This window comes from Pseudomonas sp. SWRI92 (genome assembly GCF_014268685.1).
GTDB lineage: Bacteria > Pseudomonadota > Gammaproteobacteria > Pseudomonadales > Pseudomonadaceae > Aquipseudomonas > Aquipseudomonas marvdashtae.
The window spans coordinates 109,895-134,603 of record NZ_JABWQY010000005.1 but is presented as its reverse complement, the minus strand read 5'-3'; the positions used below and the strand labels follow the sequence as shown (position 1 = coordinate 134,603).

The 24,709-nt window shown below is 60.0% G+C and carries 20 protein-coding genes; 14 read left to right on the top strand and 6 right to left on the bottom strand.

The window, feature by feature from the left end; all coding sequences use genetic code 11:
* Positions 1–168: 168 nt before the first annotated feature.
* Positions 169–1,311, top strand: coding sequence for a 4-phosphoerythronate dehydrogenase PdxB (gene pdxB, locus HU762_RS11185; RefSeq protein WP_186636575.1), 1,143 nt, complete (start codon positions 169–171; stop codon positions 1,309–1,311).
* Positions 1,312–1,393: 82 nt separating this feature from the next.
* Here pdxB and HU762_RS11180 read toward each other — a convergent pair whose 3' ends face one another.
* A complete protein-coding gene (locus tag HU762_RS11180; RefSeq protein WP_186609833.1) occupies positions 1,394–1,573 on the bottom strand; it encodes a PA1571 family protein in 180 nt (59 codons plus the stop codon).
* A gap of 248 nt (positions 1,574–1,821) precedes the next feature.
* Between HU762_RS11180 and HU762_RS11175 the strand changes: the two genes are divergently transcribed.
* Complete coding sequence (locus HU762_RS11175; RefSeq protein WP_186636572.1) at positions 1,822–3,600, top strand: ABC transporter transmembrane domain-containing protein; 1,779 nt, start codon at positions 1,822–1,824, stop codon at positions 3,598–3,600.
* A gap of 61 nt (positions 3,601–3,661) precedes the next feature.
* The gene (locus HU762_RS11170) at positions 3,662–4,690 is read left to right on the top strand and encodes a Fic family protein (protein WP_186636565.1); all 1,029 of its coding nucleotides are present in this window, start codon (positions 3,662–3,664) and stop codon (positions 4,688–4,690) included.
* A gap of 72 nt (positions 4,691–4,762) precedes the next feature.
* Here HU762_RS11170 and HU762_RS11165 read toward each other — a convergent pair whose 3' ends face one another.
* Complete coding sequence (locus HU762_RS11165) at positions 4,763–6,691, bottom strand: transglycosylase SLT domain-containing protein (protein ID WP_186636563.1); 1,929 nt, start codon at positions 6,689–6,691, stop codon at positions 4,763–4,765.
* Between the two features lie 215 nt (positions 6,692–6,906).
* Between HU762_RS11165 and HU762_RS11160 the strand changes: the two genes are divergently transcribed.
* Positions 6,907–8,826 carry an ATP-binding cassette domain-containing protein gene (locus tag HU762_RS11160; RefSeq protein WP_186636561.1) on the top strand — a complete coding sequence of 640 codons (1,920 nt, stop codon included), beginning with the start codon at positions 6,907–6,909 and terminating at the stop codon, positions 8,824–8,826.
* A 69-nt stretch (positions 8,827–8,895) separates the two neighbouring features.
* On the opposite strand, the gene HU762_RS11155 is transcribed toward HU762_RS11160, so the two are convergent.
* The gene (locus HU762_RS11155) at positions 8,896–9,336 is read right to left on the bottom strand and encodes a universal stress protein (protein ID WP_186636547.1); all 441 of its coding nucleotides are present in this window, start codon (positions 9,334–9,336) and stop codon (positions 8,896–8,898) included.
* 102 nt (positions 9,337–9,438) lie between these two features.
* Between HU762_RS11155 and HU762_RS11150 the strand changes: the two genes are divergently transcribed.
* The 7 genes from HU762_RS11150 (at position 9,439) to HU762_RS11120 (ending at position 17,873) form a co-directional block, all read left to right on the top strand.
* A complete protein-coding gene (locus tag HU762_RS11150; protein WP_186636545.1) occupies positions 9,439–9,876 on the top strand; it encodes a hypothetical protein in 438 nt (145 codons plus the stop codon).
* Positions 9,877–10,358: 482 nt separating this feature from the next.
* Positions 10,359–12,506 (top strand): fatty acid oxidation complex subunit alpha FadB, encoded by a 2,148-nt coding sequence (gene fadB, locus HU762_RS11145; protein WP_186636543.1) that lies wholly within the window; start codon positions 10,359–10,361, stop codon positions 12,504–12,506.
* A 30-nt stretch (positions 12,507–12,536) separates the two neighbouring features.
* Positions 12,537–13,712, top strand: coding sequence for an acetyl-CoA C-acyltransferase FadA (fadA, locus tag HU762_RS11140; protein WP_186636541.1), 1,176 nt, complete (start codon positions 12,537–12,539; stop codon positions 13,710–13,712).
* A gap of 109 nt (positions 13,713–13,821) precedes the next feature.
* Positions 13,822–14,058, top strand: a complete 237-nt coding sequence (locus tag HU762_RS11135; protein WP_025212748.1) for a DUF1653 domain-containing protein — start codon at positions 13,822–13,824, stop codon at positions 14,056–14,058.
* 115 nt (positions 14,059–14,173) lie between these two features.
* Positions 14,174–16,786 carry a type I DNA topoisomerase gene (gene topA / locus HU762_RS11130; protein ID WP_186636539.1) on the top strand — a complete coding sequence of 871 codons (2,613 nt, stop codon included), beginning with the start codon at positions 14,174–14,176 and terminating at the stop codon, positions 16,784–16,786.
* Positions 16,787–17,009: 223 nt separating this feature from the next.
* Entirely contained in the window at positions 17,010–17,534 is a 525-nt protein-coding gene (locus HU762_RS11125) for a DUF6586 family protein (RefSeq protein WP_186636537.1), read from the top strand.
* 105 nt (positions 17,535–17,639) lie between these two features.
* Positions 17,640–17,873 carry a hypothetical protein gene (locus HU762_RS11120; RefSeq protein WP_003183419.1) on the top strand — a complete coding sequence of 78 codons (234 nt, stop codon included), beginning with the start codon at positions 17,640–17,642 and terminating at the stop codon, positions 17,871–17,873.
* A gap of 69 nt (positions 17,874–17,942) precedes the next feature.
* Here the strand turns inward: HU762_RS11120 and sulA are convergent, their stop codons facing one another.
* Complete coding sequence (sulA, locus tag HU762_RS11115; RefSeq protein ID WP_186609824.1) at positions 17,943–18,416, bottom strand: SOS-induced cell division inhibitor SulA; 474 nt, start codon at positions 18,414–18,416, stop codon at positions 17,943–17,945.
* 10 nt (positions 18,417–18,426) lie between these two features.
* Positions 18,427–19,035: a transcriptional repressor LexA gene (gene lexA, locus HU762_RS11110; RefSeq protein ID WP_186609823.1), complete on the bottom strand. Its 609-nt coding sequence runs from the start codon at positions 19,033–19,035 to the stop codon at positions 18,427–18,429.
* 240 nt (positions 19,036–19,275) lie between these two features.
* On the opposite strand from lexA, the gene HU762_RS11105 reads away from it, so the two are divergent.
* From HU762_RS11105 to HU762_RS11095, 3 genes are all read left to right on the top strand, one after another.
* A complete protein-coding gene (locus HU762_RS11105; RefSeq protein ID WP_013692622.1) occupies positions 19,276–19,983 on the top strand; it encodes a TetR/AcrR family transcriptional regulator in 708 nt (235 codons plus the stop codon).
* Between the two features lie 171 nt (positions 19,984–20,154).
* Entirely contained in the window at positions 20,155–21,165 is a 1,011-nt protein-coding gene (gene nagZ / locus HU762_RS11100; protein ID WP_186636536.1) for a beta-N-acetylhexosaminidase, read from the top strand.
* 12 nt (positions 21,166–21,177) lie between these two features.
* Positions 21,178–21,918 (top strand): S-methyl-5'-thioinosine phosphorylase, encoded by a 741-nt coding sequence (locus HU762_RS11095; protein ID WP_186609821.1) that lies wholly within the window; start codon positions 21,178–21,180, stop codon positions 21,916–21,918.
* An 87-nt stretch (positions 21,919–22,005) separates the two neighbouring features.
* On the opposite strand, the gene HU762_RS11090 is transcribed toward HU762_RS11095, so the two are convergent.
* Positions 22,006–24,699, bottom strand: a complete 2,694-nt coding sequence (locus tag HU762_RS11090; protein ID WP_186636535.1) for a DEAD/DEAH box helicase — start codon at positions 24,697–24,699, stop codon at positions 22,006–22,008.
* Between the last annotated feature and the right edge of the window lie 10 nt (positions 24,700–24,709).

The window sequence follows — 24,709 nt, the reverse complement described above, 5'->3', positions numbered from 1 at the left end:
GTCCGAAAAATTAGCGCGTGGCGGCGCATTCTACGCCTTGACGCAATGGTCAGGAAAAAACCTGTGTTGGGGATTTGTAATCGCCGCTACCCCTCGCCACGACATCATTGGGAATGCACAGGCCCAGCGGAACGCCTACACTGCCAACCCCGCCAAAGGAGCTGCGCCATGCTGATTGTTGCCGACGAAAACATTCCTCTGCTCGATGCTTTTTTCCAGGGCTTCGGTGAAATCCGCCGGGTGCCGGGACGGAGTATCGACCGGGCGCTGGTCGAGCAGGCTGATGTGTTGCTGGTGCGTTCGGTCAGCCAAGTCAATCGGGCATTGCTGACTGGCAGCAAGGTGCGCTTCGTCGGTACCTGCACCATCGGTACTGATCACCTGGACCTGGAGTATTTTGCCGAGGCCGGCATTCGCTGGGCCAGTGCGCCGGGCTGTAACGCTCGTGGCGTGGTGGACTACGTGCTGGGCAGCCTGATGACCCTGGCGGAAATCGAAGGCGCAAGCCTTGCGCAACGCACTTTCGGCGTGGTCGGCGCGGGCCAAGTGGGCGGGCGGTTGGTCGAGGTGCTCAAAGGCCTGGGTTGGAATGTGAAAGTCTGCGATCCGCCGCGCCAGGCGCTCGAGGACGGTGATTACCTGAGCCTGGAGCAGATTGTCGAGCAGTGCGATGTCATCAGCCTGCACACACCCTTGACCCGTGGTGGGGAGCAGCCTACCTGGCATCTATTCGATGAGCACCGGTTGAACAGCCTCAAGCCTGGCACGTGGCTGATCAACGCAGCTCGCGGCCCGGTCATCGACAACGTGGCGCTGCGCGAAGTGCTGTTGGAACGCGAGGACTTGCAAGCGGTGCTGGATGTCTGGGAACAGGAGCCGACAGTCGATGTTGACCTGGCCGACCTGTGCGTCATCGCCACCCCGCACATTGCCGGCTACAGCCTTGACGGTCGCCAGCGCGGCACGGCGCAGATCTACGAAGCCTTGTGCGGTTTTCTCCAACGACCGGTCGAAGTCAGCTTGGCCGATCTGTTGCCCCGCCCTTGGCTGGGTGGCGTGACGCTGGACGCCGAAGCCGACCCGGCCTGGGCCCTCGCGGCGTTGTGCCGCAGCGTGTACGACCCGCGTCGCGACGATGCGGATTTTCGCCGCAGCCTGGTGGGTACGGCCAGCGAACAGCGCAGCGCCTTCGACGCACTGCGCAAGTTCTATCCGCCACGGCGCGAGATCGACAGCTTGAAGGTGCGTATCGAAGGGCAGTCCCCAGCCTTGCAACAGATCGTAGCGGCGCTGGGCGCCACCACCTTGTAAGCGCCGTGCACCCCAAGGGCTGCGAAGCGCCAGGCATAAAAAACCCGACGTCAAGGTCGGGTTCAATTGAAGACGGGTTGTATCACTTTTGTTCGGCTGGCTTGACCAGTCGTTTTTCCAGTTCGCTGCAAGCTTCCTGGATCATGTCTTCGGTGATCGGGACTTCGCGCCCTTGGGCATCGATGAACGAGCAGCCCAGGGACTGGTCCGGTTGCGTGCGAATCACTTGAATCTTATCGTCGCTGCTGTGTTGCAAGGACATGGCCTGTCTCCTCATCAGGTTGCGTGCCTATCGTACTGTCGTCAGGTGACCGAGCCATGACACTCCTTGAAGGTTCATGACGACAACCCCACTGAACCAGAAAAGGCGGTGCGTTTCCAGTCAGGCGTTAGACCGATAACATCTAGTCATTGGTGCCGCTGGTCATATTTAACCTGACTCATTTCGCTTCAATTTGGTTCCGCTGCGTTTCGTTGCCGCTGGCCGTCCTTTTCCTGCTGCATTATCGGATGCTCTCAATGCTTTCTTCTCGACATCGCCGTGCCATACGCTTGGCCAGCGGCTTCATCGCCCCTTACCGCAAGCAGGTCATCGGCGCTTTGCTGGCGCTGATTGCCACGGCCGCCATTACCTTGTCCATGGGCCAGGGCATCCGGTTGCTGGTGGACCAGGGCTTCATGACCCGCTCACCGCAGCTGCTCAATCAGTCCATCGGCCTGTTCATGGTCTTGGTGGTCGGGCTGGCGATCGGTACGTTTTCGCGTTTCTACCTGGTGTCGTGGATCGGCGAGCGGGTAGTGGCCGATATCCGGCGGCAGGTGTTCAACCATTTGGTGTACTTGCACCCTGGCTTTTATGAAAACAACCGCAGTTCGGAGATCCAGTCTCGCTTGACGGCTGATACAACGCTGTTGCAATCGGTGATCGGCTCATCGCTCTCGTTGTTCCTGCGCAACCTGCTGATGGTGATCGGCGGCATTGTGCTGCTGTTCATCACCAACCCCAAGCTCACCAGCATTGTGGTCATTGCCCTGCCGCTGGTACTGGCGCCGATCCTGATTTTCGGCCGCCGTGTGCGAAGCCTGTCGCGTGAGAGCCAGGACCGTATCGCCGATGTGGGCAGCTACGTCTCCGAAACCCTCGGCCAGATCAAGACGGTGCAGGCCTACAATCATCAAGTCCAGGATGAGCGTCGTTTCGCCACCACTGTGGAGCAGGCCTTCGACACGGCCCGCAAACGAATTACCCAGCGGGCCTGGCTGATCACGCTGGTGATCGTGTTGGTGCTGGGGGCCGTGGGCGTGATGCTCTGGGTCGGCGGCATGGACGTGATCGCTGGGCGGATTTCCGGCGGTGAGCTGGCGGCGTTCGTGTTCTACAGCATGATCGTCGGGAGTGCCTTCGGTACCCTGAGCGAGGTGATCGGCGAGCTGCAGCGAGCGGCCGGCGCGGCCGAGCGTATTGCCGAGTTGCTGCGTTCGGAAAATGTCATCCAGCCGCCGGCTTCTGGCCTTGTTACATTGCCGCCGAGGGTGCGCGGCGATCTGCGGCTTGAAGGCGTACGGTTTTCCTATCCGTCCCGACCGGAGCGTTTCGCGGTCGATGGGCTGGACTTGACCGTCAGGGCCGGTGAAACCCTGGCGCTGGTCGGGCCGTCCGGGGCCGGCAAATCAACGGTTTATGACTTGTTGCTGCGTTTCTACGACCCGGTCGAGGGAGCGATTCTGATCGATGGCGTACCGCTGACCCAGCTCGATCCGCTGGACCTGCGCCGTCACTTCGCCCTGGTGTCGCAAAGCCCGGCTTTGTTTTTTGGCACGGTTGAAGAAAACATCCGCTACGGCAACCCCGACGCCACCGCCGAGCAAGTCCGCGAAGCCGCGCGCATTGCCCACGCCCACGATTTCATTGAAAAAATGCCCGACGGCTACGGTACCCACCTGGGCGATGGCGGCCTCGGACTTTCTGGAGGCCAGCGCCAGCGCCTGGCCATCGCCCGGGCGTTGTTGGTGGACGCGCCGATCCTGCTGCTGGACGAAGCGACCAGCGCCCTCGATGCGCAAAGTGAACACCTGATCCAGCAAGCCCTGCCCAGCCTGATGAAGAACCGCACCACGCTGGTCATTGCCCACCGTCTGGCCACGGTGAAGAACGCCGACCGAATCGCAGTGATGGACCAGGGCAAGGTGGTTGCGGTGGGTACGCATCAGGAATTGGTTGCTGGTAATGCGCTGTATGCGCGGTTGGCGGCGTTGCAGTTCAGTCAACAGGATGAAGGGATTCATTAATGCTGCTGACGCCAGTGCGTTGGGGCATCATGTTGAACTGTTTGTTGGAGCTGGATGAGGTATGAGCCGTTATACGCCACCGCTGACCCTGACGACCCGAATGCTGGGATTGATCGCTGACATCAGCGAGCAAATCGGTCAGCTTTCGGCTGTCAGCGAGAACCAGCAGACACCGCAGCTGCGCCGAGGAAACCGGATCCGCACAATCCATGCCTCCTTGGCGATCGAAAACAACACCCTGAGCGTCGAACAGGTGACCGCGGTCCTGGCCGGGCAGCGGGTATTGGGGCTGCCTCGTGAGATCCAGGAGGTTCGCAATGCGTTTGCCGCCTACGAAGCTATGTCTGGTTGGCGGCCTGATAGCCGGATCGACTTGCTCAGGGCTCATGAATCGCTGATGCAGGGTCTGATCGATGATGCCGGACAGCTTCGCAGTGCAGGCGTGGGCATTTATCGGGGGGATCAACTGGTGCACATGGCGCCACCGCCCAGCCGTGTCACACACTTGATAGACGATTTGCTGGCATGGGTCGGATCGTCTGATTGGCATCCGCTGATTGTCAGCTGCGTTTTTCATTACGAATTTGAATTCATCCATCCTTTCGCAGATGGGAATGGACGAATGGGTCGGCTATGGCAGACGTTGCTTCTTAGCCGATGGCGACCCGTGCTGGCTTATCTGCCGGTGGAGGCAGTCATTCGCGATCAGCAGGAGGCTTATTATGCTGCGTTGTCGGCTTCGGATCGGTTGGCTGAGTCGACGCCCTTCGTTGAGTTCATGCTGCATTCACTGAAGGTTGCGCTTGCAGAAGCCATTCGTAACGAGCCGGTCACCGACCAAGTAACCGACCAAGTAACCGACCAAGTAGCGAGACTGCTCCACGCGCTGCGCGGGGGAGGGGTTTTCAAGGTCAGTGAGTTGATGGAGCAGTTGGGGCTGGCGCACAAAGCTACTTTTCGGGGTAACTACCTTAAGCCGGCACTAGCCTGCGGTTTCATCGAAATGACTGACCCCGAATCCCCTAGGAGTCCGGCGCAACGGTACCGACTCACCCAATTGGGTAGGCAGGCGACGATGGGCTCGGGTTGAGTTCTGTCCGCGCACCGAGCCTGTGTGTGTGATCAGGCTCGCCCACAGGCTCTTGCGAAGACAGAGTGCTGATCACTGATCATCAAAATACCGCTCGTGCCAGTCCACCAGCGGTTGCGGCGAGTTGAGTTTCTGGCCGTAGATCACCGAGTACGACAACACGTTCTGCACGTATTGGCGGGTTTCGTCGAAGGGGATGCTTTCGACCCAGACGTCGAAGCTCAAGTGATCGGCGCCGCGCAGCCACTGGCGCACGCGGCCGGGGCCGGCGTTGTAGGCGGCGGAGGCGAGGACGCGGTTGCCATTGAACTGGCTGTGGACCTGGCTCAGGTAAGCCGCGCCTAGCTGGATGTTCTTGTCCGGGTTGAGCACTTGCTGTGGCGAGGCCAGGGGAATGTTGAACTTGCGTGCGGTTTCCTTGGCGGTGCCCGGCATCAACTGCATGAGGCCGCTGGCGCCGACGCTGGAGCGGGCATCGTCCATGAACGCGCTTTCCTGGCGGGTGATGGCAAACGCCCAGCTCGGGTGCAGGCCACGGACCTTGGCTTCGCGCACCAACGTCTCGCGGTGGGCCATCGGGAAGCGAATGTCCAGGTCGTCCCAGTATTTGGCTTGGCTGATGGTGCGAATGGCCGGGAAATACCATTTCAAGTCGTACGCCAGTTTCGCCTGGGCGACCATTTCGTCCCGGTTGAAATGACGGCTGACGTGATACCACTCGCGGCGCCCATCAACAATTTGCCCGCGGGCGTGAAATTCCAGTGCGCGACGTACGCCGGGGGTGTTGCGCACTTTGTTGATCAGCGCCTGGCTCATGGGCAGCGGCTTGTTTACCAGCGTGTACGGCGATTGGGAGCGGTCGGCGGCCAGGAATCCGTAGAAGTCCCGTTCGCGAGCCAGATGCTTGTACAGCGTGATCGCCTCGGGGTTCTGTGGTTGTGCCAGTTCCAGGCTGCGAGCCTGCCAGTAGCGCCAGCGGTTGGTGCTGGCCAGCGATTCCGGGAGGCGGCGGGTCAGTTGATAGGCCTCGTCCCAGCGCGCCAGGCGCAGGAGCAGACGCAAGCGCCATTCCGATACGGTGTCGTCGCGAAGCTCGGGGTCATATTTGGTCATGACGTCCAAGGCGCGGCTGTCGAAGCGTTTGGCCAGGGTCAGCCCGATCTCACGGGCAATGGCGACTTTTTCATCCCGGGAAAAATGCATGGTGCTTGCATAGCCGTCCAGCAAGGCCATGGCTTTTTCCGGGTCCTGGCGGGCCAGGCGGCGCAGACCGAGGCTGACCACATCGGACATCGGCTCGTCGGCGGGCGAGAAGCGCGAAGGCTGGTCGAGCATCTCGGGCTTTTGCGCAACATCGACCAGCAGCTTGCCTCGGGGGGCAAGGGTGGTCAGGCCGCTGATCAGGCTGTTGGCCAACGGATAGTTGCGCGCCTGGGCAGCCAGTTTGGCGCGCTCCCAGCGTTTTTGCTCGGTCAACTGGCCCTGGGCCGCCCACATGCCGAACAGCGCGTCGCAGGCCGCTGGCTGCGATTTGCCGGTGAGCCACAATTTCTCGGTGTTGGCGTAGCCTTCGGCTTTCAGGCCGTGACCCAGCTGATACTGGGCGTTAAGGCAATCGAGCTCGGTAAAGTTGAGCTTGGGATCGTAATACTTGACGAACGTCGCCCAGTCGCCACGTTCGGCCAGCCAGCGCAACCAGCGCAACTTCATCCAGTTGGCCTGGGGCAGGTCGCCATGTTCGGCGAGGAATTTCTCGATCTCGGCGTTGCTTGCGCTCTTGAGGCGCGCGGTCAGCTCGTCGTAGGCCAGGTACGGTTCCAGTGGATAATCGCGCAGGGCCTGGCTATAGCGAAAATAAGGGCCGGAATCACCTTTGGCCAGGGCGCGCTTGGCTTCATCGTAGTACTGGCGTTGGGTGGAGATATCCACCGCCTGGGCGGTTTGAACGGCAGTGGCACATACAAAAAAACAAGATAAGACATTCAAAAGGCGACTGCGCATGATACGTCCGGGCAAAAAAAAACATGACAAGCCCAAGGAGAAACCCAGGGTAACTTGCTCGTAGCTTAGCCTTTTGCCAGCAACCGGCGAAAGCTTTGCGGGGCCGTCGGCACAACTTCGCAACATTTAATGGGCAGAGTGCATCGGCGACGAAATTGGCGGACCTTTGAGGGCTCTTCTCAGGTAGAATGCGCCCCCGGTTTTTGGAGAAGCTCATGACCCTGCTCAAATTCAGCGATGTGTCCCTTGCTTTCGGCGCGATGCCGTTGTTGGACAAGGTGTCCTGGCAGATCGCCCGTGGAGAGCGGGTGTGCATCATCGGCCGCAACGGCACTGGCAAGTCCAGCATGATGAAGCTCGTCAAGGGCGACCAGAAGCCTGACGATGGCTCGGTCTGGCGCGCGCCCGGCCTGAAAATCGGCGAATTGCCCCAGGAACTGCCGGTGGCCGACGAGCGGACCGTGTTCGACGTGGTTGCCGAAGGCCTGGACGGCGTCGGCGCGCTGTTGGCCGAATATCACCACCTGAGTCAGAACATCGTCACCGATGCCGATCTGGACAAGTTGATGCACGTGCAGCACGACCTCGAGGCTCGCGACGGATGGCGCCTGCAGCAACTGGTCGACAGCACCTTGAGTCGCCTGCAGCTACCGGCCGACAAGACCCTGGCCGAGCTGTCCGGTGGCTGGCGTCGCCGCGTCCTCCTGGCCCAGGCCCTGGTGTCCGAGCCGGACCTGCTGTTGCTCGACGAGCCGACCAACCACCTGGACATCGGCGCCATCGCCTGGCTTGAAGAAGCCTTGAAGGATTTCCAGGGCGCTGTGCTGTTCATCACCCACGACCGTTCCTTCCTGCAAAACCTGGCGACCCGCATCCTCGAACTGGATCGCGGTGGCCTGATCGATTGGAACGGCGATTACGCCAGTTTCCTGGTGCACAAGGAAGCGGCGCTGGCAGCGGAGGAAACCGCCAACGCGTTGTTCGACAAGAAGCTGGCCCAGGAAGAAGTCTGGATTCGCCAAGGCATCAAGGCTCGGCGCACCCGCAACGAAGGCCGCGTGCGGGCGCTGAAGGCCCTGCGCACGGAGCGCAGCGAGCGTCGCGAGCGCACCGGCAAGGCCAATATCCAGCTGGATACCGCTGACAAGTCCGGCAAGCAGGTCATGGTGTTGGAGAACGTGAGTTTCGCCCACCCTGGCGGCCCGTTCCTGATCAAGGACTTCTCCATGGTCCTGCAGCGCGGCGATCGCATCGGCCTGCTGGGCGCCAACGGCACCGGCAAGACCACCTTGCTCAAGCTGATGCTCGGCGGCCTGGTACCGACCAACGGCAAGGTGGAAGAGGGCACGAAGATCGACGTCGCCTACTTCGACCAGCTGCGTCATCAGTTGGACCTGGAAAAGACCGTGATCGATAACGTGGCGGAAGGCCGCGACTTCATCGACATCGATGGCCAAAGCCGCCATGTGTTGAGCTACCTCGGTGATTTCCTGTTCAGCCCCCAGCGTGCCCGCACGCCAGTGAAGGCGCTGTCGGGTGGTGAGCGGGCCCGTCTGTTGCTGGCCAAATTGTTCAGCAAGCCAGCAAACCTGCTGGTGCTCGACGAACCAACCAACGACCTGGACGTGGAAACCTTGGAATTGCTGGAGGAAGTGCTGCTGACCTTCAACGGCACTGTGCTGATGGTCAGTCACGACCGGGCATTCCTCGACAACGTGGTCACCAGCACGCTGGTGTTCGAAGGCGAGGGACTGGTTCGTGAATATGTCGGTGGTTATCAGGACTGGCTGCGCCAGGGCGGCTCGCCGCGTCTGCTGGGTGTGACCGAGAGCAAGTCCGGCAAGGCTGATCTGAATTCCGCGGTCGTCAACGCCGAGCCGGCTCCGGTTGCCGCCGCGGCCGCACCGACGCCAGCGAAGAAGAAACTCAGCTACAAGCTGCAGCGTGAGCTGGAAGCCTTGCCGGGTGATATCGATGCGAAGGAAAAGCAGATCGCCGCGGTGGAGGCCGAGATGGCGGACGCAGGTTTTTATCAGCGTCCATCGGCCGAAACCGCCAAGGTGATCGCGCATCTGGAGCAGTTGCAGGCCGAGCTGGACGCATTGGTCGAGCGCTGGGCCGAACTGGACGCCTGATCTACCGCTCTAAAAAATCCCGGCGTTGAGCGCCGGGATTTTTTCATCTGGGATACCGCCCCTGAAGGTTCAGGTGCGTTTGATCAGGTGCACTGCAAGCACGTCGCATGGTGCACCATGCAACACATCGTTGGCGGTGGAGCCTAGCAACAGCGCCAGGCCATGGCGGCCGTGGCTGCCAACGACGATCAGGTCGCAGCTTTGCTCCTTGGCCAGATGATGGATCTCCTGGCGAGGCTGGCCGTAGGTCAGGTGGCTGTTTTCTTTTTTCAGCGCCGGGTATTTCACGATCAGCCGGTCAAGGCGCTCCTTGGCTTGGTCGAATTGCTGCTGCTGCAGTTGGGAAAGATCCATCGGAACGTCACCGCCAAATGCCATGGCCATGGGTTCGACGATGTGCACCAGCGACAGTTTGGTGTCTCGGCCATCGCAAAGGGCGAGGGCGCGCTTGACGACGGGATCGCATTCTTCAGTAAGGTCGACGGCGACCAGGACGTGTTCGTAGTACATGAAAAAGCACTCCAGAGAATGGCGATACGTTAAGTATGGCTGGTTTCAAGCGCATTGAAGGCAACGCAGGTCAATGGCTCATCAAAATTCGGGAGTACAGATATGACGGTCTGGATAGTGGTGTCAATCCTGTTGGTGGTTTTAAGCCCCCTGGCATGGTTGCGGCCGTCCCGCGTCCAGAGCGGTCGAATGGCCCTGCGCATGGAGGCGCGACGCCTTGGGCTGGCCATGCAGCTGGCCCCGCAGGAGTGGCCCCACTGGCTCGGCCAGCAGCCGCCGAACCCTTGCGCGCAGTATCATCGGCCGCGGCGGGGGCGTCAGCCGGCCAGTTGGAGTTACTGGCAAAAGGCGCCGGGCGTGTGGGTCAACCAATGGCAGGAGACCTGCCAGGACGAATCGCTGCTCAGTCATTTCAGAACATTGCCTGTCAACGTCTACAAGGTCGAGGCTGACGGTCAGATGATCGCCCTGTATTGGGGCGAGAAAGGCGAGGCGAGTGTTTTGCAGGACATTTCTGCTGTGCTCAAGGCGTTGGCCTGAGTAATAAAAAGCCCGATAGCGTCATCGGGCGGGTTGGCCAGGCAGGCCGGTAAACCTTTCTCTCCGGGCGTGCTTCGAAACGTCCTTCTTCCCAAGCACTCAGATGTGTTGTCACCAGCTTAGCCGGTTCAGATCCGCACGCCTGTAATTAGGGCGACTTTTCTAATAATTGATTCTATGAATGGTTGCCCATGCGGCGTCGTGTTGCGGATCCGTGCGGTACGGAAATGACTGTAGAGTCCTGTTCAAACGCTTGTTTAGGGCGATTGACAATTGTCGGAAATTCCGTGAAGGTGACGTACCCAAATCAAACGGGCGTATGAATTGAGCGTTTGTATTTTCAGAACGTTCCTACAGACCCCGACTATCGCGTTGACGGGTGTGCCTGGCGGATTGGCGTAGCATCGACGTTATGTCAATGCCAGGCCAGCAGTCAGCGTCCAACGTGTACTGTTCAGCTTCCATATCGTGGAGATCAGTTGATGATTTACGAAGGTAAAGCCATCACGGTTAAGGCTCTTGAAAGTGGCATCGTCGAACTGAAATTCGACCTCAAGGGTGAGTCCGTCAACAAGTTCAACCGTCTAACCCTGAATGAATTGCGGCAGGCCGTAGACACCATCAAGGCAGATGCTTCGATCAAAGGTGTGATCGTCAGCAGCGGCAAGGACGTGTTCATCGTCGGCGCCGACATCACCGAATTCGTCGACAACTTCAAGCTGCCCGATGCCGAACTGATCGCTGGCAACCTCGAAGCGAACCGTATCTTCAGCGATTTCGAAGACCTTGGCGTGCCAACCGTCGCGGCCATCAACGGCATCGCCCTGGGTGGTGGCCTGGAAATGTGCCTGGCGGCCGATTACCGCGTCATGTCCACCACGGCCAAGATCGGCCTGCCGGAAGTCAAGCTGGGCATCTACCCGGGTTTCGGCGGCACCGTGCGCCTGCCGCGCCTGATCGGCGCCGACAATGCCATCGAGTGGATTGCCGCCGGCAAGGAAAACCGTGCCGAAGACGCACTGAAAGTTGGCGCCGTGGATGCCGTGGTTGAACCCGGTAAACTCCAGGAAGCGGCGCTTGAAACGATCAAGCGCGCCATCAGCGGCGAGTTCGATTACAAGGCCAAGCGCCAGCCGAAGCTGGAGAAACTCAAGCTCAACGCCATCGAACAGATGATGGCCTTCGAGACGGCGAAGGGTTTCGTGGCTGGCCAGGCTGGCCCGAACTACCCGGCACCGGTCGAGGCGATCAAGACCATCCAGAAAGCCGCGAATTTCGGTCGCGACAAGGCTTTGGAAGTCGAAGCCGCCGGTTTCGTCAAGCTGGCCAAGACCTCGGCTGCACAAAGCCTGATCGGTCTGTTCCTCAACGACCAGGAACTGAAGAAAAAGGCCAAGGCCTACGACGAAATCGCCCGTGACGTGAAGCAGGCCGCCGTGCTCGGTGCCGGTATCATGGGGGGCGGTATCGCCTATCAGTCGGCGTCCAAGGGCACGCCGATCCTGATGAAAGACATCAACGAACACGGGATCGAGCAGGGCCTGGCCGAAGCCGCCAAGCTGCTGGTCGGTCGCGTCGACAAAGGTCGCATGACCGCGGCGAAGATGGCCGAAGTGCTCAACGGCATTCGTCCAACCCTGTCCTACGGCGATTTCGGCCATGTCGACCTGGTGGTCGAAGCCGTTGTCGAGAATCCGAAGGTCAAGCAGGCGGTACTGGCCGAAGTCGAAGACAAGGTCAAAGAGGACACCATCCTCGCCTCGAACACCTCGACCATCTCCATTTCGCTGCTGGCCAAGGCTCTCAAGCGTCCGGAGAACTTCGTCGGCATGCACTTCTTCAACCCGGTGCACATGATGCCGCTGGTGGAAGTCATCCGTGGCGAGAAGTCCAGCGAACAAGCCATCGCCACCACCGTTGCCTACGCGAAGAAAATGGGCAAGAACCCGATCGTCGTCAACGATTGCCCGGGCTTTTTGGTCAACCGCGTGCTGTTCCCGTACTTCGGTGGTTTCGCCAAGCTGGTCAGCGCTGGCGTCGACTTCGTGCGTATCGACAAGATCATGGAAAAATTCGGCTGGCCGATGGGCCCGGCGTACCTGATGGACGTGGTCGGCATCGACACCGGTCACCACGGTCGCGACGTGATGGCTGAAGGCTTCCCGGATCGCATGAAAGACGACCGCCGTTCGGCCGTCGACGTGCTCTACGAGGCCAAGCGCCTGGGCCAGAAGAACGGCAAGGGCTTCTACGCCTATGAGACCGACAAGCGCGGCAAGCAGAAGAAAGTCGCCGATTCGTCGGTGCTGGAAGTGCTCAAGCCGATCGTCTACGAGCAGCGTGACGTCACCGACGAGGACATCATCAACTGGATGATGATCCCGCTGTGCCTGGAAACCGTGCGTTGCCTGGAAGATGGCATTGTCGAAACCGCCGCCGAAGCCGACATGGGTCTGGTCTACGGTATCGGTTTCCCTCCATTCCGTGGCGGTGCGCTGCGTTACATCGACTCGATCGGTGTGGCCGAGTTCGTTGCCCTGGCTGACCAGTACGCTGATCTGGGCGCGCTGTACCACCCGACCGCGAAGTTGCGTGAAATGGCCAAGAACGGCCAGAGCTTCTTCGGTTAAGCGCCCAACGACTAGAGCGAGAGAACATTTATGAGCTTGAATCCTAGAGACGTCGTGATTGTCGACTTCGGTCGTACGCCGATGGGCCGCTCCAAGGGCGGCATGCACCGCAACACCCGCGCCGAAGACATGTCGGCGCACCTGATCAGCAAACTGCTGGAACGCAACGTCAAGGTTGACCCCAACGAAGTCGAAGACGTGATCTGGGGCTGCGTGAACCAGACCCTGGAGCAGGGCTGGAACATCGCCCGCATGGCGTCGCTGATGACCCAGATTCCTCACACCGCGGCCGGCCAGACCGTCAGCCGCCTGTGCGGTTCGTCCATGAGCGCGCTGCACACCGCCGCCCAGGCGATCATGACCGGCAATGGCGACGTGTTCGTCGTCGGCGGTGTGGAGCACATGGGCCACGTGAGCATGATGCACGGCGTCGATCCGAACCCGCACATGTCGCTATACGCGGCAAAAGCCTCGGGCATGATGGGCCTGACCGCGGAAATGCTCGGCAAAATGCACGGCATTACCCGCGAACAGCAGGACGCTTTTGGCGTGCGCTCCCACCAGCTCGCCCACAAGGCGACCGTCGAAGGCAAGTTCAAGGATGAAATCATCCCGATGCAAGGCTATGACGAGAACGGCTTCCTGAAGCTGTTTGACTACGACGAAACCATTCGTCCGGAAACTACCCTGGAAAGCCTGGCGGCCCTCAAGCCGGCCTTCAATCCGAAGGGCGGCACCGTGACAGCCGGTACGTCGTCGCAGATCACCGACGGTGCTTCGTGCATGATCGTGATGTCGGCGCAGCGTGCTCAGGACCTGGGTATCCAGCCGATGGCCGTGATTCGTTCGATGGCCGTTGCCGGTGTGGATCCGGCGATCATGGGCTATGGTCCAGTACCGGCTACGCAAAAAGCCTTGAAGCGTGCGGGCCTGAGCATTGCCGATATCGACTTCTTCGAGCTCAACGAAGCTTTTGCCGCACAGGCCTTGCCAGTGTTGAAAGATTTGAAAGTGCTCGACAAGATGAACGAGAAGGTTAACCTGCACGGCGGCGCAATCGCCCTGGGTCACCCTTTCGGTTGTTCCGGTGCGCGTATCTCCGGCACGCTGCTCAACGTCATGAAGCAGAACGGCGGCACTTTTGGGGTGTCCACCATGTGCATTGGCCTCGGCCAGGGCATCGCCACTGTCTTCGAACGCGTCTAAGCGTTACGTTGATGGAAGCCGGGGCCAAGTGCCCCGGTTTTTGTTTTTTCGGGTTTAGTAAAAAAAGATTTTGTTTTTATTTTGAAAAGATTTGAGTGAGTGCCAAAGCATGCCGATACAACCTGGGCTCTACCAACATTACAAAGGTCCGCAGTACCGCGTATTCAGTATTGCGCGGCACTCCGAGACCGAGGAAGAAGTGGTCTTCTATCAAGCCCTGTATGGCGATTACGGCTTTTGGGTGCGTCCGTTGAGCATGTTCCAGGAGTCCGTCGAGGTTGACGGCGAGCAGGTGCCACGCTTTGCTTTGGTGCAGGCCGAGGAGAGCATTTTTTCCAAGCCTTGAGGCCGACATGAGGGCGCGCGTGCCCTTGACCTCACCTTGCAGCCACTATATATAGCGGTGCCGCGTCAGGCGCCAACCGCCTTTCACTTTTTAGAATTCAGGAATTTTCTGATCCATGGGCAAATCGCTGGTCATTGTGGAATCCCCGGCTAAGGCCAAGACCATCAACAAGTATCTGGGCAACCAATACGTGGTGAAGTCGAGTATCGGCCATATCCGAGACCTGCCCACCAGCGGTTCGGCTAGCGCCAGCAAAGAGCCGGCCGCCAAGCGCGGCAAGGCAGCTGCCGGTGAAGCGCCAGCGCTGTCGCCGAAAGAAAAGGCGCGCAAGCAGTTGGTCTCACGCATGGGGGTCGATCCGGAACACGGCTGGAAAGCCAAGTACGAGATCCTCCCAGGCAAGGAAAAGGTCATCGAAGAATTGCGTCGGCTCGCCAAGGACGCCGACACCATCTATCTCGCGACGGACTTGGACCGCGAAGGGGAAGCCATTGCCTGGCACCTGCGCGAAGCCATCGGTGGGGATGACAGCCGCTACAAGCGCGTGGTGTTCAACGAGATCACCAAGAAGGCCATCCAGGAAGCCTTCTCCCAGCCGGGCGAGCTGGATATCGATCGGGTTAACGCCCAGCAGGCGCGTCGCTTCCTCGACCGCGTGGTGGGCTACATGGTCTCGCCATTGCTGTGGGCCAAGATCGCCCGTGGTCTGTCGGCCGGTCGCGTGCAGTCGGTTGCGGTGAAGCTGGTGGTGGAGCGCGAGCGGGAAATCCGGGCTTTCATTCCAGAAGAATATTGGGAGGTCCACGCTGATCTTGGAACCGCCAAGGGCGCCACCGTGCGCTTTGAGGTGGCCCGTGAGAAAGGCGAGGCCTTCAAGCCACTCAACGAAGCCCAGGCCATGGCGGCGTTGGAGAAGCTCAAGTCGTCGAGCTACAGCATCGTCAAGCGTGAAGACAAGCCGACCAGCAGCAAGCCGTCCGCGCCGTTTATTACGTCCACGCTGCAGCAGGCCGCGAGCAACCGCCTGGGCTTCGGCGTAAAGAAAACCATGATGATGGCCCAGCGGTTGTACGAAGCAGGCTACATCACGTACATGCGTACCGACTCGACCAACCTCTCGGCGGATGCCGTGGCGATGGCGCGTACTTATATAGAAAGCGAGTTCGGCAAGAAATATCTGCCTGAGACGCCAAATGTCTACAGCAGCAAGGCAGGCGCTCAAGAGGCTCACGAAGCGATTCGTCCGTCCGACGCCAATACCGAGCCAAGCAAGCTGTCGGGGATGGAGCGCGATGCCGAGCGTCTCTACGAGCTGATCTGGCGCCAGTTCCTGGCCTGCCAGATGCTGCCGGCGCAATACCTGTCGACCACGGTCAGCGTCGGTGCTGGCGACTTCGAGCTGCGCGCCAAGGGTCGCATCCTGAAGTTCGACGGTTACACCCGTGTCATGCCGCAAATCACCAAGCCTGGCGACGACGATGTCTTGCCGGACATGGCCCAGGGCGATGTGATGAAACTGGTCAAGATCGATCCAACCCAGCACTTCACCAAGCCGCCGGCCCGATACTCCGAAGCCAGCCTGGTCAAGGAAATGGAAAAACGCGGCATCGGCCGCCCTTCGACCTACGCCGCGATCATTTCCACCATCCAGGACCGTGGCTATGTGGCGCTGCACAACCGTCGTTTCTATTCGGAAAAGATGGGTGACATCGTTACCGAACGTTTGTCCGAGAGCTTCTCGAACCTGATGGACTACGGCTTCACCGCCGGCATGGAAGAGAACCTCGATGACGTGGCCCAGGGCGAGCGGGACTGGAAGAACGTGCTCGACGAGTTCTACGGCGACTTCAAGAAAAAACTTGAAGTAGCCGAGAGTCCTGAGAGCGGCATGCGCGCCAACCAGCCAGTCATGACGGATATCCCGTGCCTGACGTGCGGTCGCCCGATGCAAATCCGTACCGCCTCGACTGGCGTATTCCTGGGCTGCTCAGGCTACAGCCTGCCGCCGAAAGAGCGATGCAAGGCGACGGTCAATCTGGTGCCTGGCGACGAAATCGCCGCAGACGACGAAGGCGAATCGGAATCCCTGGTGTTGCGTGGCAAGCACCGCTGCCCAATCTGCAGCACGGCGATGGATGCCTACCTGTTGGATGAGAAGCGCAAGCTGCACATCTGCGGTAACAATCCCGATTGCGCCGGCTACGAGATTGAAGAGGGCACCTACCGCATCAAGGGCTACGAAGGCCCGAGCCTGGAATGCGACAAGTGCGGCAGTGAGATGCAGCTCAAGACAGGTCGCTTCGGCAAGTTCTTCGGTTGCACCAACCCGACCTGCAAGAACACCCGCAAGCTGCTCAAGAGTGGTGACGCCGCGCCGCCGAAGATGGACCCGGTGAAGATGCCCGAGCTCAAGTGCGAAAAGGTCAACGACACCTACATCCTGCGCGACGGCGCTTCCGGGCTGTTCCTGGCGGCCAGCCAGTTCCCGAAAAACCGTGAAACCCGTGCGCCACTGGTGATGGAGATCGTCCCGCACAAGGACGAAATCGATCCGAAGTATCATTTCCTCTGCGAAGCGCCGCAGAAGGACCCGGACGGTCGCCCGGCGGTGATTCGTTACAGCCGCAAGACCAAGGAGCAATACGTGCAGACCGAGGTCGACGGCAAGCCTACTGGCTGGAAAGCGTTCTATGACGGCGGAAAATGGACCGTTGAAGATAAGCGCTGATGGGATAGCCTGGGGGCTTTCGTGGCGAGGGGCTTGCTCCCACTGGACCGGTCCGACGTTTCGGGCCTAGTCGTCCTCCAGCAAGTCCCCAGAAAACAGAAGGCCGCATGACAACCCAACGGTTTCATGCGGCCTCTGTGTTTTTGCCTTGCAGTGGCCTCGGTTGATCCACGACACTGTCGCACCTGCGTGACGCTTTTATTTCGTTGGGGAGAATGCCGACATGGCCCACGAACTCTACACCCGCACCAATCAGAAGATCTATTTCGCCGGTCTGTCGCTTGAAGCGCTGGCCAGGGCTGAGGAAGGGCGCGCAATGAATTCCCCGGCGCTGGTCCAGGCTGGGCGTGAATCAGTGCTGTTTCATTTGTACGGTGCGTTGCTGGGGCTTTGTCATGAAATTGCCGGTTTCTATCGCTTGCCACAGGCGAATGCTTCACGGGCCGAATTGATGTTGGCTCCAGAAGTGTTGGAAACCCACGCGATTCCAGAGCTGGCCGAAATGATCGAGCTGGCCCAAAACCCGGAAACCTGGCTGGCCAGGCTGTTGGCAGCCCATACGGCTTTGTTCCAGCCGCCACGGGCTCCCCGTAAGCCCAAGGGTGACGTGACCCAGCCATTGATCGTTGCGGTCAATCTTGACGAACATGAGCCGGAGCAGGAGCTGACTCGGGAAGAATTGGAAAGCTGGCGCCAGAATCTCAAAGGTCTGGCTATCCGCTTTCGCGAAGGGCTGAACGAATGTTGAGTTTCATTCGCTCCGTAATGTTCGCTAACGACGCTTGGTCAAGATCCTGAGCGAAGCCCGGCTGATGACTATATAATCCCCGCCTTTCGTGGAGAACAGACTTTTATGCCAACGTCCTTTCTAGAAATTGTCGAACTTCCTGATGGCCGCATCGAGTTGCGCAGGGCTGAAGACGAAGGTTCCCTGGTTACCCTGAACTTCTCCGAGGACGCCAAGGTGTTCCTTCAAGGCCAGCACGTCGAGGTCGCCAAGGCGATGCTTAGCGTGGGTGTCCAGATGGCAGGCCGCCTGGTTGAAGGCGAATTCAACAAGGAAGAAGGACCGCGGGTTCTTCATTGATCCCGGCTGTCGGTTTTTTTTACGTCAATATTGCTGGCTTCTCTGCCCTGAAGAAGCCCTGCGATAGTCTTAGCCCAGTCGGATATTCAAGCTTTGCGCATCCCCGATGCGGGCGGCGCTGATCAATTGTTGACGCGCGGTCGCGGTCAAGGGGTTCAGCCAGCTGACCACCGTATGGCTGCGGCCCAGGCGCAACGCTTCGCAAGTCAATTGCTGGGCACTTTGGGTGCCGCGTGGTTGCAGTAGCAGGATCCGTTCGCGATTGAGACCAGCGTCCCGCAACCAGGCTTGTGTAACGCTCGCAGGCGGCGCAATCAGCGTCAGCCAGCGAGCATCCTGATCTTGGCTCAGCTCCCTCAGGATGGGGGCGAGCAGGTTCAAGCAATTTCCTGCTGCACCACGCAACGACAGCTCGCTGAACGCCTCGGGCTCGATGCCCCAGGGCGATTCGATGACCTCTTGCAGGACAGGAACCAGCGGTTGGGCCATGAATGCCTCGAACAACGGAAGTTGTGTGTGCTGTGGTGCGTGAGGGAATTGCATAAAGCCTCCTTTAGCGGCGAATGACGCCGACACTCAAGCCTTCGATAACCAGGTCCTGATCTTTCAGGTCCACTTCGATGGGGGCAAACTCTGGATTTTCGGCAATCAGCCAGACCTTGCTGCCGTCGCGCTTGAACCGCTTGACCGTGACTTCATCACCGATGCGCGCCACCACGATCTGGCCGTTGCGGGCTTCGCGCGTGGTGTGGACAGCCAGCAGATCACCGTCGAAGATGCCAATGTCCTTCATGCTCATGCCATGGACACGAAGCAGGTAGTCAGCCCTTGGATGGAAGAACGAAGGGTTGATGTTGCAGGATTCCTCGACGTGCTGCTGAGCGAGAATCGGTGCGCCAGCTGCAACACGACCAATGATCGGGAGAGTGGTTTCGTCAGCCTTGGCTTCGAAGCCGGGGATGCGAATGCCCCGCGAGGCGCCAGGCGTCATTTCGATCGCGCCTTTGCGGGCCAGTGCCTTAAGGTGTTCTTCCGCCGCGTTGGGCGATTTGAAACCCAGTTCCTGGGCGATTTCCGCACGGGTCGGCGGGTAGCCGTTGTCTTCTAGGCAGCGTTTGATGAAGGCCAGAATCTCTGCTTGGCGTGGCGTCAGCTTTAGCATAATGATCGCTCTGTCTTTTTATACAGTGACTGGGATTATATACAGTGCGCGCCGCTTGGCAATCCTCCTTTTTTCAGGCGCCGCTGGACGGTCGCTCCGGAGCCGCAAACGACGGGGTCACAACCGTCTGGAAGGTGTGGTTAAATACCTGACCGGGCGTTCGCAAAACGTCCCGTCAGGCTTGACAACCCCAGGGCTGAAACGTATGTTTCAAACAAGTGTTTGTCAGGCGGAGTAGCCATGGCCCAGTCGGAAACCGTAGAACGCATTCTGGATGCTGCCGAGCAGTTGTTCGCGGAAAAAGGTTTCGCCGAAACCTCGTTGCGTCTGATCACCAGCAAAGCCGGTGTCAACCTGGCGGCGGTGAATTATCACTTCGGTTCAAAAAAAGCGCTGATCCAGGCGGTTTTCTCAAGGTTTCTCGGGCCTTTTTGCCTCAGTCTCGATCGCGAGCTGGAGCGGCGCCAAGCCAAGCCCGACGTAAAGCCGACGCTGGAAGAGCTGCTGGAAATCCTTGTCGAGCAAGCCCTTGTCGTGCAACCCCGCAGCGGCAATGATCTATCCATCTTCATGCGCCTGCTGGGCTTGGCGTTCAGCCAGAGCCAAGGCCACTTGCGGCGTTATCTCGAGGACATGTACGGCAAGGTATTTCGCCGCTACATGCTGCTAGTCAACGAGGCTGCGCCGCGAATCCCGCCGATCGAGCTCTTCTGGCGCGTGCACTTCATGCTTGGCGCCGCAGCGTTCAGCATGTCCGGTATCAAGGCGTTGCGGGCCATTGCTGAAACCGACTTCGGGGTAAACACTTCCATCGAACAGGTGATGCGCCTGATGGTGCCTTTCCTGGCGGCCGGCATGCGTGCCGAAAGTGGTGTCACCGATGAGGCCATGGCCGCGGCGCAGCTGCGTCCGCGCAGCAAATCCACGCCGGCGCTCGCCAAGGCTTGAGTGCGCGGGTGGGCGCGGCAGCCTACATCCGCTAAGCTAGCCGCCCATGCCGACTCTCGTTTCGAACCCGTTATACAGTTCGTTGCATCATCGCGACCTGCCAGGCCTGGAGCCCGGCGGTGCGGTCGTGCATGCGTCACTGCGAGGGTTCATCGTTTTTAAGGAATTGTTATGACTGCTGGCCTGCAAGGCTCGTTGATGGTGGACGTCGCCGGTACCTGGCTGACGGCTGAGGATCGCCATCTGTTGCGTCAGCCCGAAGTGGGCGGCTTGATCATCTTTGCTCGCAACATCGAGCATCCGCGCCAGGTGCGCGAATTGAGTGCGTCGATCCGGGCCATCCGTCCCGACCTGCTGCTGGCGGTCGATCAGGAAGGCGGGCGTGTCCAGCGCCTGCGCCAAGGCTTTGTACGGCTGCCGGCGATGCGAGCCATAGCCGATAACCCTAATGCCGAATACCTGGCCGAGCAATGTGGCTGGATCATGGCGACCGAAGTGCTGGCAGTCGGCCTGGATTTGAGCTTCGCCCCGGTGCTGGACCTTGATTACCAGCGCAGCGCCGTGGTCGGCAGCCGTTCCTTTGATGGCGATCCCGAGCGCGTCGCACTATTGGCTGGTGCTTTCATTCGGGGCATGAGCGCCGCGGGAATGGCCGCCACCGGCAAGCACTTTCCAGGTCACGGTTGGGCCGAGGCCGATTCCCACGTGGCCATTCCCAATGACGAGCGCAGTCTCGAACAGATCCGTGCCAACGACCTGGTGCCGTTTGCCAAGTTGAGCAAGCAGCTTGCCGCCGTGATGCCGGCCCATGTCATTTACCCGCAGGTTGATGCCAGTCCGGCAGGCTTCTCTCGCCGTTGGCTGCAAGACATCTTGCGAGGCGAGCTGCAGTTCGACGGCGTGATCTTCAGTGATGATCTTTCCATGGCCGGCGCCCATGTGGTCGGTGATGCCGCCAGCCGTATCGAGGCCGCACTGACGGCCGGTTGCGACATGGGTCTGGTGTGCAATGACCGTGCTGCCGCGGAATTGGCATTGAGTGCAGCCCAGCGTCTGAAGGTCAAGCCTTCGGCGCGGATCGCCCGCATGCGTGGCCAGGCGTTTGCCTCCACTGAATATCGTCAGGACCCACGCTGGTTGACAGCCATCGGCGCGTTGAAAGCCGCCCAACTGATCGATTAAAGGACGTTTTACATGACCGTTTACGCAATTATTGGCGGCACCGGCCTGACCCAGCTCGAAGGCTTGACCATTCGCCAATCCCTCTCGGTGGAGACGCCCTACGGCGCGCCATCGGCCGACGTGCAGATCGGCGACTATGCCGGACGCGAGGTCTTGTTCCTGGCGCGCCACGGCCATCCCCATCGCCTGCCGCCTCATCAGGTGAATTATCGCGCCAATCTCTGGGCCTTGAAGCAGGCTGGCGCCCAGGCTGTCCTGGCCGTCAATGCCGTGGGCGGGATTCACGCTGCAATGGGCACCGGTCATTTCTGCGTTCCCCACCAGTTGATCGATTACACCAGCGGTCGCCAGCACACGTATTTTGCCGACGACCTGGAGGCGGTGACCCACATCGACTTCAGTTATCCGTACACGGAGTCGCTGCGCCAGCAGTTGATCGCGGCCCTGGCCGCCGAGGGCTGTGGCTATAGCAGCCACGGTGTCTACGCCTGCACGCAAGGCCCGCGCCTGGAAACCGTGGCTGAAATCGCCCGCCTGGAGCGTGATGGTTGTGACATCGTCGGCATGACCGGCATGCCGGAAGCAGCCTTGGCCCGTGAGCTGGAGCTGGATTACGCCTGCTTGGCCTTGGTGGTGAATCCCGCAGCGGGCAAGTCCACGGCAGTGATTACCATGGCCGAGATCGAACAGGCGTTGCATGACGGGATGGGAAAAGTGAAGTCGACGCTGGCGCGGGTGTTGATGGCCGGTTGATGAGCTTGTACAGGACGACGGAGGGAGCCAAACCTTTTCGGCTCCCACAAAAAGCCCCGGACGCGGCTTTTATCAGGGCGGGATGACTTAGCGCTTCTCCAGCTTCTCCGGCAACGGTGCGAACAGCGCTTCGATGTCCTCATTCTGCAATTTCCAATCTCCGGCCACGCGGCCATCCAGTACACCCGCCGCCAGGTCGGATTTTTCTTTTTGCAGCAGCTGAATCTTCTCCTCCACGGTGCCGCGGGCGATCAGCTTGTAGACAAACACCGGTTTTTCCTGGCCGATACGGTAGGCGCGGTCGGTGGCTTGGTTTTCGGTGGCCGGGTTCCACCACGGGTCATAGTGAATCACGGTGTCGGCTTCGGTCAGGTTCAAGCCTACGCCGCCGGCCTTCAGGCTGATGAGAAAAATCTGACGTTTGCCGCTCTGGAATTCCTTCACGGGAGTGCGCCGGTCGCGCGTTTGGCCGGTCAGGATCGCATAGTCGACGCCGCGCTTTTTCAGTTCCTCTTCAATCAACGCCAACATGGAGGTGAACTGCGAAAACAGCAGCACTCGCCGACCTTCTTCGAACAGCTCTTCGAGCATCTCCATCAGGCTGTCGAGCTTGCCCGAAGTACTGCCGCGGACGGGTAGGGTGGCGTCGTTGATCAGGCGCAGGTCGCAGCACACCTGGCGCAGCTTGAGCAGCGCTTCGAGGATGATGATCTGGCTGCGCGCCACGCCTTTGCGAGTAATCTCGTCGCGCACTTTCTTATCCATGGCCAGGCGCATGGTTTCGTAGACGTCGCGTTGGGCGTCGCTGAGTTCGACCCAATGGATGATCTCGGTCTTGGGCGGCAATTCGGTTGCGACTTGTTCCTTGGTCCTGCGCAGCAGGAACGGTTTTATCCGACCGTTAAGGTGCTGTAATCGTACGTCGCTGTGGCGTTTTTCGATCGGCACGCGGTAGTCGCGGTTGAAACTCTTGACGTCGCCAAGCCATCCCGGCAGCAGGAAGTGAAACAACGACCACAGTTCCCCGAGATGGTTTTCCAGCGGTGTGCCGGACAGGCAGAGCCGCTGCCGGGCGTTGAGTTCGCGGGCGGCCTGGGCGGCTTTGCTGGTGGGATTCTTGATGTACTGGGCCTCATCGAGGATCAGTACGTGAAGGGGCTGCGCCTTCAGTTGCTCGACATCCTTGGGGAGCAGGGCATAAGTGGTAAGGATCAGGTCGTAATCTGCCAACCGCTCGAAATGTTTCTTGCGCCCGGCACCGTACAACGCCAGTACCTTGAGCTGCGGGGTGAAATGGCTAGCCTCGTCGAGCCAGTTGGGAATCAGGCTCGTCGGCATCACGACCATGCACGGCCGGTCGAGGCGACCGGCGATTTTTTCGCTGAGAATGTGCGCCAGGGTTTGTAGGGTTTTGCCCAGCCCCATGTCATCCGCGAGGATACCGCCGACCTCCAGCTGCCGCAGCGATTGCATCCAGCTCAGGCCTTCGAGCTGGTAGGGTCGCAGCGTTGCATTCAGGCCTTGCGGCGCGGTGGCGGTGTAGTCCTTGATGTCGCGCAGGCGCTGGGCCAGGCCGCGGATGTGTTCACCGCCCTCCCAGCGCAGGGGCATGTCCTGCAGTGGGTTCAGGCGTAGGGCGTCCGCGCTGTTGAGTCGCAGTTTGGTGGTGCCGGGCTCTTGCAGGTAAAACTCGCCGAGGGTCGCCAGCACTGGTTTCAGCCGGCCGTAGGGTAGGGCCACCTGCTGCGGACCGAATTCCGAATTTGGACGGTTGGGCAAATTGACCAGGATGAGTTCATCATCGCGGCGCCGGGCCAGCCGTTCCGGGTTGAACAGTTCGATGTGCGAGCGCATCAGGTTCAACAGGATCGGCAGCAGGCTCAGGCGCTCGCCATTGACGATGATGCCCAGCTCCAGGTCGAACCAGTCACGCTCCGGTGTGTCCTCGACCGTGGCGTACCACTCGTCCACCGCCGTCAGGTCGAAGCCGAAATCTTCGTCGATCTGCAACTCCCAGCCCTGGCTACGCAGTTTCGGCAGATCGTTGAGGGTAAATGTCAGCCAGGCACTGTCATTGACCATTTCGTACAGTTCGCCAGCGCTTTCCGGCAGCGCCTTGCTTTGCCGTGTCGCAACCTTGAAGCCGAGGATTCGTAGCTGCTCGCGGTAGGACTGTTCTACATCGGTTTGGCGTTTTATCCGCAGCGTCTGGGTTTCCTGGCGAATCAGCACGTCGGTGTTGCGCTGGCCGCTGACGTACTCGTCCAAATAGCTGAACGAGAGCGCAGCGCGGTGCTGGATGTAGCGCTGCATCTTGCCGTTGCGCGGCTCGAAGGCACTGAACTCGACACTCGCCAGCCACAACCGGGGCACCGGCTGCACGTTTTCCACCAAGACCTGCGGCGCAGCCTTGGGGCTGCGGTTGTCCAGCACTGCCTGGAGTTTCTCCAGCAGTTGCACGTCTTTTTCGGCGGCGGGGTAGGCCAGGGTTTCCTGGACTTGCAGCAGCACCGCCGCGCAATGCTTGCAGTTGATGCGCACCGGACAGGAGCACGCCGCTTCAAGGAGGATCAATGCGCCTTTGGCTGACTCTTTCAGGCGAATGGTCTGACGGTAGACGCTGCCACCAGAGCCTTCACAACTGGCAATGACGGTGCTGTCACCGGCCTCGACGATCCTGACGCGGTTTTCCAGGGCGTAACGGCGCCCACGCTCCAGGCTTTGTTCCTTGAATCGATTGACCCAGGAAGGAGCCAGGGGTTTGCTCAGGGGCGAGGGCATAGGCGCGCCG